Below are 21178 nucleotides of genomic sequence, written 5' to 3' on the forward strand. Positions count from 1 at the left end.
TTTTTTCCTACTAGCTGGCGAATTTATTTGCCAGTTACTAAAAATGTTGATAGCCGATGCTATACCTCTGGCGAAATATAGTATCGGCTTACTTTTGGTTTAAAAGATTTGAATACGCTCATTTATTTGACTAGATAAGCTTTCAAAATTATGTCTCTATCAATTGCCTTATGGGCTAAAAGTTAAAACCGTTTTCAACAAAACAGCCTAAGTTAATATTAACAAATCACTTTGTACCTTCTATTCTTTCCTCTCAATCTCCAATTGCTGCGATACCATTTTATAAAAAGGATACCATATTTTACAGAGAACAATAGCAATAAAATATCTTATACAAGATTGGATTTATGCTAAAAAATAGTAATGTTTTGTTATTCAGTGATTTGTGCTTTATTTTGTTTTGCAAAGTTAACATCTGATATAAATTATATTTCTTAGTTCTCAATTATATTATGCAACTGATTTGGCGGTTATTTCTTGTTTTATTACTGTATTGTTTGTCCTGCAAAGCAAGCGGTCAAATACATATTTTGCACCCTTTTTCTCGATTGGTATTACAAAGGGGGTTAGACAACAAAGCTCAATTAGTTATTGCAGGATATACCAGTGGTTCAGTTACTAAAATAGAATATCAATTAGCTCCGCAAGGAGGCAAATTGATAGCTTGGAAAATATTGACAGAGTCATTGGGAGATGCCGAGTTTGCAGAAACTATAGCTGTAACTTCTGGCTGGTATGATCTGTATCTGCGAGCATGGAATAACACAACGCTTGTCGAAGAAAAACTTATTGATAGAATAGGAGTGGGGGAGGTATTTTTGATAGCAGGGCAGTCAAATGCCATGGGGGTACAAGGTTTAGGTTCAAAAGATGTCTCTGACCGTGTAAATGTGATAGACCGACTCAATAAACGCTTGGATAACGATATTACAGTAGCCCCCAACGAGCCTATGACACTCAGAAATGTAAGCCGAGGGCGAGCTACCACCAGTGTTTATCCTTCTGGCGACTCATCGTGGCTTTGGGGTGAACTGGCCGATTTGATAGTACAAAAACATAATGTTCCTGTTTTTTTTCTCAATTGTGGTTGGGCTGCGGCTACTTCCGAAAACTGGAGCCAATCGGCTAAAGGAAATCTTGCCTATAACCAGTATGTTGGTAAATATTGGCCTAATTATCAGCCTTATGCCAATGTACGAAATAGCCTGAAATATATTACGGCTCAAACAGGTATTCGAGCTATTCTTTGGCAACAAGGCGAATCAGATGCGGCTCATAATGAGGCTTCAGCTAGAAATTATCGTGATAATCTTCAATATGTTATTAATAAAACTAGGGCCGATTTTGGCTATAATTTACCTTGGGCGGTAGCTCGTTCAAGTGTTTCGGTGCGTTCGGAATGGTCAAAGTTTGTAATCATGGGGCAAGATTCGGTGATACAAGTACCTTATAATATTGTATTTAAAGGCCCCAATACCGATACCATTCAAATTCCTAGACCCGAACATGGGCATTTTGAAAATACCAAAACAGGTATTCAAGGGCTAACACTAGCTGCCAAAGCATGGATGAATGCCTTGGATAGTACTTTTTTTAAAAAAGCTCAGCCTTATCAGCCTGTTACTACATTAGTACCAAGAATACTGCCTAGTGTTGTGCCATTCGATAAAGATTTTAGGGTCTACTTTACGGGGGCAACTACCGAAAATAAAATATATAAAGTTGAACTATTAGATACCAATGGCGAATATTTGTTGGAGGTTGGGCAAGGTACAGGCAGTCCTGTTGTTGTTAAAATTCCTTCTGGGTTAGCTTTAGAAAAGTATCGCTTACGGGTAGTTTCCGATGCCCCTTTTGCGGCAAGTACGCTTTCAAATACGTTTGGGTTAGCTGCTAGCTGGACACCATTAGTTAGCTTTACGATGGAGGAAAAGGAGGATGAAATATTTTTGAAATGGACTTTTATTACAGGGTATTCAGCCAAAAATTATGTTTTACAAGTAAGTTATGATGGCAAAACATATCAAGATATATATTCACTAAATGCCGAAAGTGGTAATTTTAATTCGGGTGAATGGAAAGGAAAAAAGCCTTTTGAAGTATTTACTTTTTATCGCTTAAAAATGTTGATGCCCGATGGCTCAACGCTATATTCCTCCAATAAAGAAATTATAGACTATTCAAAAGTTTTGGCTAATGAGCCGCAGGTTGCTGAAAATAATATTTTGTATCCAAATCCAACTAGCGACGAGCTTTTTAGTAAGCCACAACAGATTATCCGACAACTGCACATTGTGGATATAAATGGTAAAGAACAACAGGGATGGGAATTGGAGAAGCAAGATAATTGCTCAAAAATAAAATTACCTAAAAACTGGGCTAATGGTATTTATTTTGCTACAATTATATACACCGATGGAACAACGGCACAAAGTAAGATTTTGTTGATAAAAAATTAAAATACCTTGTGGCGTTATAAGTAAACTCCACAAGGTGAAAAACTATTTTTTGCCACGTACAGCACGAGCAATAATATCCCATTTTTCTTCTGGAATTTCGTTTAAATCCGAAAACTCCCCCGCACCCATAAGCCATTCACCGCCATCAATCGTAATTACTTCGCCATTGATATAAGCCGAAAACTCAGACATTAAAAATGCAGCCAAATTGGCAAGTTCTTGGTGGTCGCCAACCCGCTTTAAAGGAATTCTATTAACAGGACTTAGCTTATGAGCCAGCTCTTGGCCCATTGCTTCAGCTGGAAAAAGCCGTTCCCAAGCCCCTTCTGTTGGAAATGGCCCAGGAGCAATAGCATTGAACCTAATACCATATTTTGTACCCCATTCTACTGCTAACGAACGAGTCAAAGCCAATACGCCAGCCTTGGCCGTTGCCGAAGGTACAACATAAGCCGACCCTGTCCAAGCATAAGTAGTCACAATACTCATGACTGTTCCTTTGATATTGTTGGCTATCCAATATTTACCAAAAGCCAGGCTGAAATTGTAAGTACCTTTTAGCACAATATCCACAACTACATCAAAAGCCTTGTGAGAAAGGCGTTCGGTAGGGCTAATAAAATTGCCAGCGGCGTTATTGACAAGCCCTTCTACCGAACCAAAATGCTCAATAGCCACTTTAAGTACATTTTCAACCTCATCATAATTTCTAGCATCGCATGCTACAGGAATAATTTTTCCACCTGTCAAAGCTGATAATTCTGTGGCTGTTTGTTCTAAAATAGGTAGTTTTCGAGAGGCTATTACTACATTAGCACCTAGTTCGAGGAAGTACTTCGACATCGACCTTCCCAAGCCTGTGCCGCCACCTGTAACAACGATAGTCTTGCCTTGCAAGGCTCCATCTCTTAGCATCGGTTGGTTATACATATTCTTTTATAATGGTTGTATTGGTTTGCAAGGTCAATATCGCTTAAAATAAAATATTATGCAAGCATACTAATTAAGAATGTACAAAAAATCCCCTCAATCATTATAATCTTGGAAAAGACATAATATTGAGGGGATTTTTTAAGATACTAAGCTGTGATACTGTGTTTTGGATTATTTACCAGCCACCAAAGTAACATCTAAGTTGAATACGTCGTCGATAGCTTTGTCACCGATAGAGTCAAAGAATTTTTTAGAACCGTATTTTACACCAAAATCAGTACGGTCAACTGGGATAGAAGCCGTTGCAGTTACTTTACCACCTGCTGTAGTGATTTTTGCAGGAAAAGTAATAGATTTAGTAACACCGTGCAAAGTTAAGTCACCAGTAATATTTGAACCAGCTACTTTAGTGATTTTGAAAGTAGAAGTTGGGAATTTTTCTACTTCAAAGAAGTCACCAGTTGTGATGTGGCCAATGAATTTTTTGTTATATCCTTCGTCTGTAATATCTGTACAAACAATAGATTTCATGTCGATAGTGAAATTACCACCAGCTACTTTACCGTTGTTTACAACCAAAGAACCGTTGCTGATGCTAATAAATCCTTCGTGCTGACCAGTTACTTTTTTAGCTAACCAGTGGATTTTTGATTCTTTTGTATCAACAGCCAAAGAAGCTGCTTTTTTAGATGTTCCTCCGTTACCAGCGATTGCTGAACCTACGAATGCTACTGCTACGAAAATTCCTGCGATTAATTTAATTGCTTTCATTTTTAGAAATTATTAATTTTTAAATTGATATATAAATGTGAATAAGTAAATACGTGTCGTGAATCAAATTAAACTGAACCTCTGAGCTTGTCGAGCAAAAAACTTAATTGAAGAGCTTCTTCTTCAGTAAGTTTGTGCAATGCCTTTTCCCATTGTTGTTGTTGGTTGTCTAGTTCCAAAAGTAAGTCAAGCCCTTGTTGCGTAATAATAACATCTACCTGACGGCGGTCGCTAGGGCATTCTTTACGAACTACCAGGTTTTTGATAATCAGCTTATCTACCAGCCTTGAGGCATTCGACATTTTGTCTAACATTCGCTCAATAATACCACAAACTGTAATGGGGTTGGGGTATTGTCCTCTCAAAATCCTCAATACATTATATTGCTGAAGCGTTATATCATAACGCTTTAATAAGTCATTTTGTAAAGAACATAGCCAATTGTTGGTATACATGATATTGACTACGGCTTTGGTATATGGTGACTTAAATGCTTTTTGCTGTATGTCGTGTTCGATACTCATAATTTGATGAAACAAAATTAATGTAAAAACATTAAATGTCAATACATTTATTTGTTAATTTTTGTTAACAATTATTTATTGGTCTAATAATCAATCAGTTGTGTTTTTTTTATTCTCTTATTTTTGCTAATAATAAATCAAGTTCATTAGCTTCTTGCTCGTTTAATCCTATTGTATTGGCTTCCCACGCCGAAATGAGCTGACTAATATTGTGTACCATATCAAGCCCCGATTCGGTAATCATAATATCTACGGCTCTTTTATCCTGCAAAGATTGTTGGCGAATCACCAAACCTTTGGCTACAAGTTTGTCGACCAGCCTCGATACATTCGACATATTATCTCGCATATTTTCAATAATATAATTGACTGTTGATGGCTCTGGCGATTTTTCTTGTAAGATTTTTAATACATGGTACTGTTGCTCGCTCAGATTATAGGGTTTTAGCAATTGACAACAGCCCGATACCAGCCAGTTATTGGTAAACATCAAATTGACCGCTAACTTTTGGTAAGGATTAATAAAGGCTTTTTGCCGAATATCTTGTTCAATAGACATAATACATCAAGATAAGTTAGTAGTGTATCCTGCTCGAAGTAAGTGGCTCACTGCTAAAGTGTATACAATGAAATGATGTAGCAAATATATTAATTATATGTCAGTGTAAATAATGTAGCTACACACTATATGATGAACGGTTATGGACTGATAATAATTCAAGAAAAAACAAGATTATCTGAATGGAACGATTTCGGGTGCAGAAATATCAAAGTCTTTTAATCGTAAATTATAAGTATCACTAAATGCTACATTGAGCATACCTATATCGGGTAAGTTGGGGAAATACGTAAACTTGAGCTGGAAAGTATTGAAGGTAAGATTTTCGTTTCTGAGCCTAATACCAAGCCCCACACCTGTATAAGGGGCTTTGGTAAATAAAAACTGATTGCGTGGTGTAACAAAAGCAAAATCTAATTGGAAAAAAGGAGCAAGGCGAAAACCCACAAAGTTGATACGTGAAAATAGTACGCTTTGATACCCCAACGTAAGCTTTTTACTACCCCAAAGTTTGTCACTATTGATCCCCTGAATACCATTTTCGCCATTGATATTGAGGTATTCGCCTGTATAGCGTTGAGTGCCAAAGGCGTATCGGAAGTTGACAAAATGCCTTAATTGAGCTTTTTTCATAGACATAAGCCTTGAAAAATAGTTAGATTCTATGCTAAAACCCGTAGTCCCATTTGAATACGCTCCAATATTGACAAGGGCATATAAATACCCCGATTTGGGCAAATAATGTCCTCGTGCCAGTTTGATACCCGAGTACCAACGCCTGCCATAAGCATCAGAATTTTCGGCTCCTGCCACAAAAGTGGCCAAATATCCATAAGGTACGTCTTCGGTGATACCAAAACCATAAATCAAAAAATCTCTTTTATATCTTCTGTTTGAAAAACCAATGCCAAACAAATACTCGCTTCTATCTCTGAAGAGCTGATTGGTGTCGGCCGTAACTTGGGGGCGTTGGGTATAATGAATACCTGTATAACGAATCCCTACAACTAGACGGGTACGAGCTTGGTTAGCAGCACTCAAAAAAGGGAGTTTATAAGAACGAGCCAGCCATAGGTCTATATAATTGCGGGCACTCGGAAAATAAAGTAGGGTTGTGTCATTGATTTTGAGGGTTGTGGCATCATATCCACGGGTTGTTACACGCAAATCACGGTCATGACTTACTTCAAAGCCACCTGCCATTTTCATTTCAGGAGTAAGAAATGGGCGAAAAAAACGCAAGGCATATCGACTGGTTTGCCTACGAAAGGATAACTCGGCCTGTCCTGTAATGAAGCTCCGACCAATATAAGGAATGGTATAACTAGTAGCGTATTCTAAGGCAGGCTTTTCGTTATAATTCATGAAAAAAGTATTTCGCCATGAATGCCCTAGCCCTCTGAAATTGACTTGGTTGATACTTATGTCAAATCGGTTGAGGCCTCCAAAATTGACATCAGGAATCAACGACCACACATCTTGAGTTACCACAATCAAGTCGACCAAATTAGGGTATTGGTCGTCGGGTTCAACAAAGATTCGGGCATCGTGCAAAATACTGCTATTCCGCATCAAACGCTCGTTGTCACGAAGCCTATTGGCATCAATAATATCGCCTACATTGAACATCAAGAAGGATTTTCGGATTACACCTTCTTGCGTATTGGTATGTACCGCACTAAGCAATTTTTCAAATCCCTTGGCTTTTCTATTGGTATCAATCACACTTTCGCCAAATACCCGTAAGCCTTTTACATAAATATGCCGAATTACTCGCCCCTCATATTCCTGAAAAGGGTTTTGTTCTACTTTTACGATTTCTTGTCCAGCAACATTCTGGTTATAAACATCTTTGAATAAAGCTCCGTAGATTTCGTTGAGGATTTTATTTTTTGAAAACCTATTTTTGATTTTGGTATAAATAATACTGTCTTCAACCGATTTTTTGATTTTATAATCTTCAGGAACAATCGTTGTTCCGACGCTATCTCTGGACAGGCTATCTTTTATCTGAGCGTATCCACTATATGTACCCAAAATACCCCACAGCATACACCCTAGCTGAATTACCAAAGCGGAGGTAAATACTCGGGATATTTGTGTATTCCAAGATATACCATGCTTTATTGGGTTATTTTCTCGAAATTTGTATCTTCTAATCATAACAAAAATATCAAAACAGTCAGAATGCTTACATTGAAATATCCACTTGTTTTAGCCTCGGGCTCTCCAAGAAGGCAACAATTACTGAAAGATGCGGGTTTTGAGTTTACAGTTCAGGTAAAACCTACCGACGAGGATTTTCCTGATACGATGCCCGCCCATGAAGTTCCTGCATTTTTGGCACGAAAAAAGGCAGAAGCTTTTCAGAACGAAGTCCAAAACCAAATAATACTTACGGCTGATACAATTGTTGTGGTTGATGATGAGATTCTAAATAAGCCAAAAGATGCGGAGGAAGCAAGTTTGATGCTCAGAAAATTATCAGGCCGTAGGCATCAAGTGATTACTGGCGTTTGTATTATGACCCAGCACGAAACAGAATGTTTCATTGACACTACCGATGTTTTCTTCCGTAACTTAACGCAGAATGAGATAGATTATTATATCCAAAAACATCAACCTTTCGACAAAGCTGGAAGCTATGGTGTACAAGATTTTATTGGAATGGTGGGGATTCCCCGAATGGAAGGCTCTTATTTTACGGTAATGGGGCTTCCTGTTCACAAGGTGTATGATGCTTTGAGCAAATGGATAACTAATTTATAGGTTTTTAAGGCAATAGATTGATAAACAGTAGGCTCTGGCTATTCAACTCGACATTCAGTATGATGGTGTATCTAGGTGTTATAATACCTTTCAATTACTATTTGTCTCATAGATTCTTTTATTATTATTCAATAATCTACCTAAATTCTTATTATTCATTTTTCAAAAAATACCATGAACAACACTAAAAAAAGCCCTAATAATACCTCCAAAACGAATTTACATCCTCGAAACAAACATCGAGATAGATATGATTTTCCAGCATTGATTGCAAGTTGTCCAGCATTAGCAGCATATATTCAGCCAAATCCTTACAACAACAGTGATACCATTGATTTTGCCGATCCTAATGCCGTAAAAACCTTAAATAAAGCTATATTATCGCATTTTTATGGTATCAAAAATTGGGATATTCCACCGCAATATTTATGTCCACCTATTCCTGGGCGTGCCGATTATTTGCACTACATGGCCGATTTGTTGGCCGAGAGCAACAATGGCGTTGTGCCGACAGGCAAAGCGGTACGATGCTTAGACATTGGTGTGGGAGCCAACTGTGTATACCCAATGATTGGCCATCAAGAATACGGCTGGAGCTTTGTGGGTACTGATATTGACCCTATTGCAATTAAATCGGCCAAAAATATTGTAGAATTTAATCCTACATTAAAAGATTCGGTAGACTGCCGTTTGCAAAAATCATCTGAGTTGTTTTTTGAGGGTGTTGTAAAAAACAAAGAGCTATTTGATTTAACCGTTTGTAATCCGCCGTTTCATGCCTCTATGGAAGAAGCTAATGCAGGTACAATTCGTAAACAAAGCAATTTGACAGGACAAAAAGTAACTAATTCTATCCTCAACTTTGGGGGTAAAAATGGAGAACTTTGGTGCGATGGTGGCGAGAATAAGTTTATTTGGCTCATGATTAAAGAAAGTGTGGAAATGGCCGATAGCTGTTTTTGGTTTTCAACATTGGTCTCTAAAAAGGAAAATCTTGTTAGTATTTATAAATCATTGCAAAAAGTAGGAGCAACCGATGTGAAAACCATCGAAATGTCGCAAGGCCAAAAGGTAAGTCGTGTAGTTGCATGGACATTCCTGACCCCTGAGCAGCAAATTCAATGGGCTAAAAAGCGTTGGCAAAAATAAAGATGTGCTATAATTGCCCACTTTAGAATAGGGCTGGCAGTTGAATGTTAAATATATTATACGTTTGATTTTTAATGGCCAGAGTCTTGTTTTTTTGATTATACAAAGGCTCAAATACATACCTCAGAAGGATTAATAAAGACCATTTATTAATCCTTTTTGTTTTTTAGAGATAGCTATCCCCGATTAGCTTCTTTCTGTACACTGCCACTATTTTCTTGTATTTTATCCCTATATTCGTAGCTCCATTAACCAGTATATAAACATTTTATGAAAAAATTATCTTTTGTGCTTACCCTTATTTGGGCAAGTTACCTATCTGTGTACGGGCAGGCCGTCACTACTGAGCCATTGTTGCCCAATGGCGATAAAGAAATTACCCTTATTTTTGACCTAAAGCTAGCCAAAGATGCTCGTGCAAAAGGATTATTAGGCAAAACATCCGATGTTTACCTTTGGTCGGGAGCTGGTACTACCGCCACAGGCGATGCCTTTGAATATCAGCCTACAGGACAAACAGATTTTTCAAAACCTTTTGAAAAAGGAAAAATGACCGCATTGGGCAATGATGTTTGGAGTATTAAAATGATTCCTAGAAATTATTTTGCTGTACCAACGGGCAAATCACTAAAACGTTTGGGTGTTTTATTGAAAAGTGGTAGCGGCTCGGCTCAAACCGAAGATTTTATCGTAACCCTTTACGATGCCGTATTGAGTGTAGCATTTTTGACCCCAGTCCAAGAATCTACGGTGCTTCAACAAGGGCAAGATTTGCCTATTAGTATCCGAATTTCAGAAAAAGCTATTTTAACAGCCGAAACGAGGGTAGGAGACACCCTCGTGCCGTCCGACTTCCTAAAACTCCCTAAAGATAGTATCGATACATTTACTACCACTATTCCGTTTACTAGCCTAGAACAGTTGGTAATGACAAACGGAAAATCATCGATGATTACCATGAAAGTTCAAGCAAAGAATAAATCTGCCTTAGCTGCCGCCCAAATTACGGTAATGGTTCCTCCTAAAAACATAGTAGAAAATGTACCAGCGGCTTGGAAAGATGGTATCAATTATTTGTCCGACACCCAAGTTGGACTGGTGCTGTTTGCTCCGTCAAAAGACTTTGTGTATGTGATTGGTGACTTCAACGATTGGAAACCCACTGGTGCTTCTTTGATGAAACGCTCGGTAGATGGCACACGTTATTGGATCGAAATAGATGGTCTTGAAAAAGCCAAAGAATATGCTTTTCAGTATTTGGTCAATGGTGTATTGGCGGTAGCCGACCCTTTTAGCGAGAAGATTCTCGACCCCAATAATGACAAATATATTCCTGCTAGTACTTATCCTAACCTAAAAACATTGCCCCAAACCGTAAAAACAATTGCTTCTGTGCTTCAAACAGGTCAAGAAAACCATGTTTGGAAGATTAACGATTTTAAGCGACCCGCCAAAGAAGATTTAGTGATTTATGAATTACATGTGCGTGATTTTGTAGGAGACAAAAGCTATAAGTCCGTTATGGATACATTATCGTATCTAAAAAATTTGGGAATAAATGCTATAGAACTTATGCCCGTACAGGAGTTTACCGGGAATGACTCGTGGGGGTATAATCCTATATTTTATTTTGCTCCAGATAAAGCTTATGGGAGCAAAAACGATTTGAAGGCTTTTATCGACAAATGTCATGAAATGGGTATTGCTGTACTGATGGATATGGTATTTAATCAGGCCGACTATGAGTTTCCGTATGTGAAAATGTATTGGGATGGTTCAAAGCCTTCGGTAGATTCCCCTTTTTTTAATCAGCAAGCCAATCATCCGTTTAGTGTATTTTTTGATTTTAACCACGAGAGCCAAGCTACCAGAAATTATGTAAACCGTGCCAATGAATTTTGGCTAAAAGAATACAAAATAGATGGTTATCGATTTGATTTGGCCAAAGGGTTTACTCAAAAAAGCTCATCAAACGACAGTCAGTTTCGTCTTTACGACCAAAGTAGGGTAGATATTTGGAAGCAATACTATGACAATATCCGAAAAAAAGACCCCTCGGCGTATGTTATTTTAGAGTTATTTTCAGAAGATTTTGAGGAACGAACTTTTATTGATTATGGAATGATGGTTTGGGGAAATCATAATTATGATTTTAGGAATATGGCAAAAGGCGAAAATGCCGATTTGTCCAGATTGTCCTATAAGGCTCGTGGTATGTCGAGTGCAGGGGTGGTAAGCTATATGGAAAGCCACGACGAAGAGCGAGTTGTATTTGATGCTCTACAAAATGGCAAATCGGTAAGTGGTTATTCAACCAAAGAACTCAGTACTGTATTAGAAAGAGTCAAGGCCAATACAGCAATATTTATGGCTGTTCCTGGCCCCAAAATGATTTGGCAGTTTGGCGAAATCGGATATGACATTAGTATCGACCAAAATGGTAGAACTGGACAAAAACCCCTGAAATGGGATTACCTCCAAGATACCCGCCGCCGCAATTTGTACAAAACTTTTGCTGCTATTGCCAAGCTAAAAACAAGTCAGTCGGTATTTAAAACCTCCGATTTTGATACAGATTTAACAGGTTTACAAAAAAAAGTACTATTACGCTCGGCCGAGAATACAGTACTCGTTATTGGAAATTTTGATATTTCGAGTAAGGCCATTACTAAGGTTTTTCCCAAAGTGGGCAAGTGGTATGATTATTTTACGGGCGATAGTTTTGAAGTAACAGATACCTCATTGCCTTTATTTCTACAAGCAGGCGAATTTCATATTTTTTCAATAATACCATTGCCTAAGCCCGAAGTTGGTTTAGTACCTTGGAAAGCCCCCGCTTCGTTGATTATTACAGCCACCGAAAACGAACCGCCAACCGAAGTAAAACTGTATCCTAATCCAGCTCAAAATATTTTGACGATCGAAATACCAACATTGGGGAAATCGGCCGTCAATTTTACGCTTTATGATTTTTATGGACGAGCCTTGATCAATACGCTTATCAAAGACAAAAAAACGGATTTTGACATACAGTCATTGAAAGATGGTTTTTATCTGGTGTATCTACAAGAGCAAGACCGCAAAACGATATTAAAATTCACTAAAGTGAACAAATAGATGAATTCAAAGCTTGTATATCAACTTTTGTTGGTGATTTCGGTCATGTATTTTTTGGCTGTTTTGGCTTCTGTATTTCCCATAATGATGTCGCCAATGCTATTTGATGCGGGCGAAAATGCTGCCGTTTGGCTTATCTTTATTTCGTTGCTGTTTTTTCCGGTGGCGTGTATTGTGGCATTAGTTTTGGCATGGTATTACTACCGAAAACAACAATTGGCTCTTTCGCTCAAAGTTATATTATTGCCTTGGCTTAGTATTGTAGGTATTATTATAGGGTTTGTTTTGGCCTAAGCACCAACTTTTAAGTAATATTAAAAGACACCTCCTATTGGTGTTTGCTGTGATTCATAAGGTAGTCAAGTGAACATTGAAGAGGCTCATCAATTGCTCAAATAATAGAAAATTAGGAGCTATTCATGCAAAAGGCGTTCGAAATTAGTTTTTCGAACGCCTTTTTCGTGTTAAATAACACATCTTTAGCCGTAAAGCATATTCAAAAATAATCACCATTCACTAAATTTAAGATGACTCATGTTATAATCGAATTTTTATACGGCAAAACTCTCTCCACATCCACAAGTACGCGAAGCGTTAGGATTTTTGAATTGAAAACCTTTTCCATTAAGGCCATCCGAAAAGTCTAGCTCTGTACCAGCAAGGTAAAGAATAGATTTTTTGTCGACCATGATTTTTACACCTTTATCTTCAAAAACCATATCGTTGGCTTGAGGAGTTGACGCAAAGTCAAGGTTATACATCAAGCCCGAACAACCGCCACCTTCTACGGCTACACGTACATTGTATTCGTTCGATAAACCTTCTTTATCACGAAGTTCCTTAATTTTATTGGCTGCTATATCAGTTACTGTTACCATGTTGCTTTGTCAATTTTGAGAAGAAAATGAAATAAAACTTTCTTGCTAGTGAACCACAAAAATACAAGAAAAGTTCATATAAATACTTATACAAAACCACAACGAAACACAAAAGTAAATGAATATGGTGTATAAGAAAGGGTGAAGTATTTTTACAAAAGGGGTATTTATTCTGTTCTATAATATTGGATTCGGAGCAGAATAAATACCTAATAAAACTTTTTCTAATTGATATATTTATTTGGTAAATGAACTTCGGCCATCATACAACGTGCCGAACCGCCTCCATTGCCTTCTATCATAGACAAGTTAAAATGGTGAATGCTACAATATTCGTTTAGGCTTTGTAGCTGTTTGGGCGTTAGCGATTGAAAAGCAGCGTCGGACATTACAAGCATTTTTTCACCCTTTTCGCTTTTGATTTCTAGCATATTACCTGCAAACTGATTCATTTGTTCAATAGATATTTCGATAATCTGTTTACCACTGCTTTCTAGCGAGTTTCGTACCATTAATCTTTCATCCAAATCAGGAATAGCATCTAGGCAAATTACAGCAAACATATCGCCAATACACATCAGTACATTGGTATGATACACCTGCTTGCCCGAAGCATCAACAGCCGTAAACTTAACGATTTCGTAATTCATTTGTACTGAAAACTCCTGCAAAACAGCCTCGTGTGTACGTGGCGAAAGGCAGGCATAGGCAATTTTGTGTTTTCTGTCCAATACCATCGAGCCAGTGCCTTCCAAAAATTGATTTTTATCTTCAAAACCCGACAAATCAATACGGCGATTAATATAGAACGACTGCCCCAACAGCTCAATAATATCTTCACGGCGTTCTTGTCGACGGTTGTGAGCTTGCATAGGGTAGGTGATTACTGTACCATTGTTATGAAACGAAATCCAGTTGTTCGGAAAAATCGAATCGGGAGTGTAGGGTTCTGTGGTATCTTCAACCACAATAACATTTACGCCAAACTTTTGTAATTGATCTACCATTTCATCAAACTCCGCAAGGGCTTGTTGTTGAGCCTGCTGCTGGGTTTGTTGTCCAAACAAAGCATTTTGAAATGCGTTTGATTCGGCTGTTTGTTCATTAAACCCAAAACGAACAGGGCGAATCATTAAGATATTGGAGGTTGTTTGTGAACGCATAATCTAAAGAAAGTTAGCAATGAAGTTATGATATTTTTTAAACAGGAAAATAGGTTTTCTAAAAATCCTCTCTCAAAATTGGCATCGACATACAGTGCGAGCCTCCCCGAGCCCTCGATAATTCGGCCGAAGGCAATAATATAAAGGTATTTTGGAGCATAACAGGCGAGCTTTTTCCACTTTCAAAATCTTGTAGTAAATCGGCTACTTTGATGGCTTCAAATCCAATTTGTTTGAAAGCGTCCAATGTTTTGTCATTGCGGTCATAACCTATTACTACCCCTTCTTTTAGTGCCAATAAATTACAAGAATCAGTCCATTGTTCTCGGTCGCCATAAGGAAACTCGTTGTTGCCCGAATATACAAACTGTACTTCGAGTGGCATACAACCCAGGTCATTGACAGAAATTTCTGTTAGCAAGTCTTCAAGATATTCAATGGTTCTAGGTTCTTTAGACTCTCGTCTAAACTGAATAATTTTTAACTCTTCAGATGCTTTAGGCTTGATAAGGCCAGCCTTAATAAATACTTCATCTTCTTGTTTGGCTCTTTTGCCCAACGAACCCAACAATACCCAAATGTTTCGTTTTACCTGCGTAAAAACGGTATCGATGTGCATGTAGTCTCGCTTTTTAGGAATTTTGACAAGCGTAACTTTGTCGACAAGCTTTTTCTCGAAAAGGATTTTAATTACTTGTTTGGCTGCAAACACTGTAGTTCGTTCCGAAATACCTATCAATAAGTGGTTGGGGGCTACCATCATTACATCGCCACCTTCAAGTGTTGCTTGCGAGTTAGATTGTTGCTCGTCGGGCATCAAAAAATGATGCTCATTATCTGGAATTTCAATGATTTTGTTTTTAAGTTCACTAAATATTTCGTGGTGAAAAAATACATACTGCATCAACAAGGCTTCTCTAGTACGAGCTAGTTTAGCTGGTTTGTTCAATAAAAGGTGGTCGTTGATAGTAATACCAATATCTCGGGTAAAAATAAAATTCGGAATAGGAGCAAAGAGCATTTGTTTGTCGGGTGTCATTCCCGAAATAAGTGTTTTGGCCAATTCAGACGATGGATATGCCAATAGCTCAGACTGTACCGTAAAAGAACAATGCTCGACAGCACACACGGCTGCCACGAGTCGGGTACGATTAATGGTATTTTCGAGTACTTCGGCCAAAAGGCGTTGTACTTCTATCACTTTATCGGATTTGAAATAGTCAGGACTTTCGGGTTTGAAAAAATCTCTGCTTTCATCTTGGTCTATTTCGGCCAATCTACCTTTGATTTTATCAGGGTCAAGGAAGTATAACAACGTTTTCAGATAATAATCATATTCATGCTTACGCATCGTATCAAGGTGTATAATATCTTCAAAAAGCCAATCTTGAGCTTTTGATGGGACTACTTTCCCCAAACCACTGTCGGGGCTATGAATTAGTAACCTTTTGAGTGTACCTACTTCCGAAGAGACTTTGATTGTATTTTCCATGATTGATGATTGTCTTTGAAGCTTATTGAGATATTTTCCTAAAAAATAGTAAAAAAGTGATTTTTCGCAATAAACAATTTTTTTAGAACAATGTCAAGTTGAAACAAGAAAGTACCATGGCAATATACCCTCTATAGTAGTTTCAGAGGGGATTTAGATACGTAACTTTTTGGAGAAAATAAGAAGAACTAATAATCTCTTTACAAAATAACCCAAAAGCTATTTTAGCTACTTAAAAGGGAAAGTTTGCTATTTTGTAAGAAAAATATCGTAGAAGGTGCAATATTACACAGTAGATAAAATATTTATAAATTATGATGAATAATTTATTTAATCGTAGAAAAAATGAAAAATAAGGTCATTTTGAGGTAAAAAAAAATAAGCAAAAGCAAACTAAAAAATAATTCTTTTCGTAAGTTTATTATCTATATATAGGCACGGGAAGAAAGTTTCTCAAATAGATAGTTTCAATGGTAACTTGTCATATGCTCATGACGCATTCGTATCAATGCAATAATTAGGCGGTTTAAATGCAAAAAATATAGAATGTTTTTTTTATTCCTTACTACTTTTTGAGACTTTCTTTCCTTTTCCTTTCTTACAGATCCTCCCCAACTTCATTGCTGTTCATTCGTATTTTTACTCATATTTCTTTTTTCAAAGTGCTTCGGTTCTAGCTATCGCTGATTGGCTATGCCATAGGATATTTTGCAGGAAAGAACGAGCAAAATATAGTATATATCCTATCTCTTTAAGATTTTATACCAGCTTCTGTATTATTATGCAAAAAAAAACAGGAGCCCATTTGAGCCCCTGTTTTCATTGCTTCTTCGCAAATGTATATTATCTCACTTTTGTTACTGTGATTGGTACACAAATGTTTGGCAAACAGCTTGAACAAGCTGAAGGAGGAGTAATTGTCACACCTGTCAATGAACAACCATTTGCATCTGTTATCGTTACTGTTTTATTACCGCCTGTGATTAAGAACGGACCGTAAGGGCCAGAAGCTGTACCGTAAGCAACGTTAGTAGCTGTAGCACCACCCGACACAGAGTAAGTAGTAGAGCCGCCCGAAGGATTCAATGTGAATGTAAATGTGTCATCGGCAGGGTTGCTTGGAGTACCATTATCGTTACAGATTGATACAATACCTGTCGCTGTAAGCATTGGAGTAGCTTTTACAGTTACATTAAATACGTCTGTTACACTACAACCAGCACCTGAGGTTTTCACAACACTATAGCTTCTGCTCAAAGTAGGAGATACGCTAAGTGAAGCTGTTGTTTCGCCAGTTTCCCACAAATAAGAAGTACCGCCTGTTGCAGTTAATACTACTGAAGAACCCGCACAAACTTCGGCTGTAGATGTAGCACCTGCTGGTGTTGCATTTACTGTTACTGATACTGTTGCAGTACTTGTACAACCATTGGTACCTGTTACGGTTACTGTATAAACACCTTGGTTAGCCGAGGTAGCTGTTGCAGTGATAGAAGGACTTGCCTCAGTTGACGTGAAGCTACTAGGACCACTCCATGCGTAAGTTTCGCCTGCTGTAGTACCCGATAAAGCTAATGCTAATGGCGTACCCGAACAAACTGCATACGTAGGGCCTGCCGTGATTGTTACACTTGGAGCAGGGTTTACAGTTACTGAAGTAGTACCTGTACTTACACAACCTTTAGCATCTGTTACCGATACTGTGTAGTTGCCACTCATTGCTGTTGTAGCTGAAGTAGATACCGTTGGATTAGCAGATGTTGAGTTAAAACCATTTGGCCCTGTCCATGCAAAAGAAACACCCGCAGGGTTACTTGTTACATTGAGTGTTAATGGAGAACCAGAACAGTTCAATGGGCCAGTTGTATTAGTAATAGTCAAAGCTGGATTAGGGTTAACAATTACGTTGACAGTAGCTGTTGCACTACAATTGTTGCCACTCAAACCTGTTACTGTATAAACACCAGGGTGTGTAACTAGTGAAGCAAGAGATGTTACTGTAGGGTTAGCTACTGTAGAAGTAAAGCCACCTGGACCAGACCACGAATAAGTACTAGCTCCTGATGCGGTAAATGTAATAGGGCTATTTTCACAAACTTCAACCGATGTTGGTGTAATAGCTACCAATGGAGCAGCGTAGATACCAACACTTGTCGTGGCTGTTGCAATACATCCATTTACATCTGTTAATGTTACAGTATATGTACCTACAATAGCGTTGGTTGCTGATGCTGATACTCTAGGACTTTGTAAAGTTGATGCAAAGCTATTTGGACCACTCCAAGAGTAAGATGCTCCTGCAGGAGTACTAGCTACTGTAAGGTCTACAGTGCTACCAAGACATACTTGCAATGGAGCTGTAGCTGTTAATACAGGAAGTACGTTAACATTTACGTTGACTGTAGCAGTTGCAGTACAACCCAAAGATGAAGTACCTGTAATGGTATAAACACCGTTGTGAGTAGCGGCGTTAGCCAATGCCGATACAGTTGGGTTTTGTACTGTAGAGGTAAATCCACCAGGGCCCGACCATGCAAATGTAGCGGTGTTCGAGGCTGTTACTGCCAAAGCAAGTGGCGTGTCTTTACAAACATTAACTGTAGGGGTTGCAATGGTCAATACAGGAACTGGAATGATTTCAACAATTACGGGACAACATGTACCTGTCGGACAGCTACCTACTGTACCTTGAGTTGTATATGAGCCTGCCTCAGTAACTGTCAATGTAGCATTTGTTGCACCAGGAATAGCAGTTCCATTTTTGTACCACTGAATACTTGTAAAGCCAGCTGCTGCTGTTAATGTAAGTGATTCTCCTTGACATAATTTTACAGGAACACTCACACAAGTGGTAGCAGTAATCGTACTACTCAAGTTTGTTCCATTACCTGCCGTAATGGCCGCAGTATTATAAAGTACACCGTCCTGAATAGCTTTTGCTGTAATTTTTAAATCAAGACTGTTGGTTGTACCACCGATAGCACTACCAATATTCCAAATACCAGTAGTTTCGTCATAGGAAGTACCTGTAGGAACTACTTTGCTTACAAACGTGAAGCCTGCTGGCAATAAATCTGTAATTTTCAAGCCTGTTACATTTGGCGTACCAGCAAGACGAGCTGCTGTAATTGTGAAAACAACATTTTCGTTCAGTTGTACAGTACTTTTATCTGAAGTTTTTGATACCGAAACATTGTATTGGTCAGTATCACAACCGTTAGGATAACCGTCGCCATCTGTATCTAATAAGTCGTTCCCTCCATCACATTTATCTAAACAGTCAGCTACGCCGTCATTATCAGTATCAGTTTTTGAATAAGCGTAATAAACTCTTAAAGAACCCAACACAGATACTAAACCACTCGTTGAGATAATTCTGATTTTGTTGAATGGTTTGGTTGTTTTAAAGCCTAATTCATACGCTCCAGAACCACCCAATAAACCTAATTTAATAAGGCTGCTATTGGCTGCAATACTTTCTTGTTTGGTTGTACCATTATAAGTCTCAATGGTAATTGCATTCAATAAATCTAAGTTTAACAAAGCGTTTCCATCAGCAACAACAAAACCGGCCTCAGTACCAGCAGTTTTTGTTGCTGATGAAGCTACCTCTATGTAGCTATTACAAGTGCCTAATGCTATGGCTAATGTAGTTGCGATTGTTGCATAATCAGTAGTACTAGCGTTTACAACATTATTTTCATTAGCAACACCCGATATACAGACAGCTAAACCTGTGTTATATTTACCTTCAGACACACTATACGTTGTGCCTCCAGTGCCACCGCTTACCCATTTGTCAGCACAGTCAACATTAGTAGTTGCAGCAGGGCCTTCAAAAGCATAATAAACTTTTACGCTGCTTAGTGCACCAAGGATACCCCCTGAATAATAAAGTTGAACTTCGTCAAAATCTTTGGTTGTTGTAAAACTAACAATTTGCTTACCGATTGTACCACCCAAAACAGAGGCACTCAATAATGGCCCACCACTTGTTGTGGAAGTTTCTTGCAAAACCCCGTTTCTGTAAGTACGAATTTGGAAATTAGCCAAAGCTGAAGCAGAAAGAAAACCACTACCTGCTCCAATCACAAAACCTGCCACATTTCCTGCTGGGTAATATTGGTTAGGGTCTTTCACCGAAATACCACTACCACCACCTAAAACTGAAATGCCAAGGGTTAAATTAGAAAAGTCTGATAAGTTGCCATTGACTGTATTGGCTCCATCGGCAGCAGAACACGCTAGACAAAGTCCTGTGTTTGTACCATTAATAAATACGCCACTCCCAACAATTGGATCCATCGCAATCTGATTGTTCTCCAGTGTTTGGTTTTGTGAAAAGGCATGGGTAATACTATACATACTTAGACATAGTATTGTAACTACTTGGATAAGTTTTTTCATGAGCATGAATTGATTTTTATAATACCTACTTACAGCCCAATAGAAGATCTTTCAAAGTTGTCAACTAACTTCGGGAATGATGTTTCTACTTAGGTTTTTTTTATAGTAAATGATAACTGTAAATCAAATGCTCGTATACAAACAAAACAATAATTATGCCATGCAGTATAGCATAGAGAGATAAAAAGAGTTTTTTTGAATGAGTGTGGATTTTTGAGGATAAGATTAGGTAAAAAAATGATAAGGATGAAAATGTGTCTACAACAAACTTTTCATCATAAATCATGCCAAATTTGTTGCTTTTAAGTAAAAATAGAAAAGATGTTTGTTTTTTTACTTAAAAGTAACATAAGGCTCTTTTTAGGGGCTAGAAGCCGTTTTTTTGAGGCAATACCCTTTGGCTTATGCCAAAAATAGAAGCCATACAAGATGATTGATAGTTTTATGAAACCTTACGTACGTATACAAGTCTGTATCTTTCAAACGGAGTGTCTACACGTATCATATTATGTAATGTTTAAGTATTGAATATTTATTCTATAGAGTAAAAATGCTATTACGAGTCAAACAATCTAAACCTTTGCCAAGCGATAAATTAAAGCTTGACGTATAAATTTCCATTAAAATTTTATAAATAATACAAACTTTTTTCAATTGTTTAGAGTTGTTCTAAATAAAGTATAGTATTTGAAAAATCCAATAAGTAATTTTGTGCCATAATTTATAGGATGTGACTATCTTGTTGATTTTAAATTAACTAAAAGTCATTTCTTGTATACATATCGCAATTGAAGTATTAGGAATAGGTTGATTGAATAGTACGCCTCAATAAAGTTTACTATTGTTCAAGTCCTTTTATCCTTTGAATAGAGAAACACAATCCCAAACAAGGGTAGGTTTTGGCTGTTTACCTACTTCCCAATTTTTAGGTTGCGTATGATACCTCGTTACAAATCG

14 protein-coding genes are annotated in these 21178 nt (G+C 37.8%); 5 read left to right on the forward strand and 9 right to left on the reverse strand.

What is annotated here, in order from left to right:
* The first annotated feature begins 497 nt into the window (after positions 1 to 497).
* Entirely contained in the window at positions 498 to 2459 is a 1962-nt protein-coding gene (locus FLEMA_RS75060) for a sialate O-acetylesterase (RefSeq protein ID WP_159102739.1), read from the forward strand.
* Positions 2460 to 2501: 42 nt separating this feature from the next.
* Here the strand turns inward: FLEMA_RS75060 and FLEMA_RS0160625 are convergent, their stop codons facing one another.
* The 5 genes from FLEMA_RS0160625 to FLEMA_RS0160650 form a co-directional block, all read right to left on the reverse strand.
* Positions 2502 to 3374 (reverse strand): SDR family oxidoreductase, encoded by an 873-nt coding sequence (locus FLEMA_RS0160625; protein WP_218918552.1) that lies wholly within the window; start codon positions 3372 to 3374, stop codon positions 2502 to 2504.
* Positions 3375 to 3563: 189 nt separating this feature from the next.
* Positions 3564 to 4163, reverse strand: coding sequence for a YceI family protein (locus tag FLEMA_RS0160635; protein ID WP_026997488.1), 600 nt, complete (start codon positions 4161 to 4163; stop codon positions 3564 to 3566).
* A 68-nt stretch (positions 4164 to 4231) separates the two neighbouring features.
* Positions 4232 to 4687 (reverse strand): MarR family winged helix-turn-helix transcriptional regulator, encoded by a 456-nt coding sequence (locus tag FLEMA_RS0160640; RefSeq protein ID WP_026997489.1) that lies wholly within the window; start codon positions 4685 to 4687, stop codon positions 4232 to 4234.
* 109 nt (positions 4688 to 4796) lie between these two features.
* The gene (locus FLEMA_RS0160645) at positions 4797 to 5246 is read right to left on the reverse strand and encodes a MarR family winged helix-turn-helix transcriptional regulator (protein WP_026997490.1); all 450 of its coding nucleotides are present in this window, start codon (positions 5244 to 5246) and stop codon (positions 4797 to 4799) included.
* A gap of 174 nt (positions 5247 to 5420) precedes the next feature.
* Entirely contained in the window at positions 5421 to 7409 is a 1989-nt protein-coding gene (locus FLEMA_RS0160650; RefSeq protein WP_052354321.1) for a BamA/TamA family outer membrane protein, read from the reverse strand.
* A gap of 24 nt (positions 7410 to 7433) precedes the next feature.
* Here FLEMA_RS0160650 and FLEMA_RS75065 point away from each other — a divergent pair, with 24 nt between their 5' ends.
* The 4 genes from FLEMA_RS75065 (at position 7434) to FLEMA_RS75080 (ending at position 12575) form a co-directional block, all read left to right on the forward strand.
* Positions 7434 to 8015: a Maf family nucleotide pyrophosphatase gene (locus FLEMA_RS75065; RefSeq protein ID WP_044175312.1), complete on the forward strand. Its 582-nt coding sequence runs from the start codon at positions 7434 to 7436 to the stop codon at positions 8013 to 8015.
* Positions 8016 to 8189: 174 nt separating this feature from the next.
* Positions 8190 to 9164, forward strand: a complete 975-nt coding sequence (gene rlmF / locus FLEMA_RS75070; RefSeq protein ID WP_044173952.1) for a 23S rRNA (adenine(1618)-N(6))-methyltransferase RlmF — start codon at positions 8190 to 8192, stop codon at positions 9162 to 9164.
* 270 nt (positions 9165 to 9434) lie between these two features.
* On the forward strand, positions 9435 to 12281 hold the full coding sequence (locus FLEMA_RS75075) for an alpha-amylase family glycosyl hydrolase (RefSeq protein WP_044173954.1): 2847 nt from the start codon (positions 9435 to 9437) through the stop codon (positions 12279 to 12281).
* Entirely contained in the window at positions 12282 to 12575 is a 294-nt protein-coding gene (locus tag FLEMA_RS75080; RefSeq protein WP_044173956.1) for a hypothetical protein, read from the forward strand.
* 257 nt (positions 12576 to 12832) lie between these two features.
* Here FLEMA_RS75080 and FLEMA_RS0160805 read toward each other — a convergent pair whose 3' ends face one another.
* The 4 genes from FLEMA_RS0160805 to FLEMA_RS0160835 form a co-directional block, all read right to left on the reverse strand.
* Complete coding sequence (locus tag FLEMA_RS0160805; protein ID WP_026998025.1) at positions 12833 to 13159, reverse strand: HesB/IscA family protein; 327 nt, start codon at positions 13157 to 13159, stop codon at positions 12833 to 12835.
* A 224-nt stretch (positions 13160 to 13383) separates the two neighbouring features.
* Complete coding sequence (gene ctlX / locus FLEMA_RS0160820; protein WP_026997493.1) at positions 13384 to 14322, reverse strand: citrulline utilization hydrolase CtlX; 939 nt, start codon at positions 14320 to 14322, stop codon at positions 13384 to 13386.
* A gap of 58 nt (positions 14323 to 14380) precedes the next feature.
* The gene (locus FLEMA_RS0160825) at positions 14381 to 15814 is read right to left on the reverse strand and encodes an arginine deiminase family protein (RefSeq protein ID WP_026997494.1); all 1434 of its coding nucleotides are present in this window, start codon (positions 15812 to 15814) and stop codon (positions 14381 to 14383) included.
* 843 nt (positions 15815 to 16657) lie between these two features.
* Complete coding sequence (locus FLEMA_RS0160835; protein ID WP_159102740.1) at positions 16658 to 20221, reverse strand: DUF11 domain-containing protein; 3564 nt, start codon at positions 20219 to 20221, stop codon at positions 16658 to 16660.
* Positions 20222 to 21178 lie beyond the last annotated feature (957 nt).

The sequence above is a fragment of the Flectobacillus major DSM 103 genome, from assembly GCF_000427405.1.
Classification (GTDB): Bacteria; Bacteroidota; Bacteroidia; order Cytophagales; family Spirosomataceae; genus Flectobacillus; species Flectobacillus major.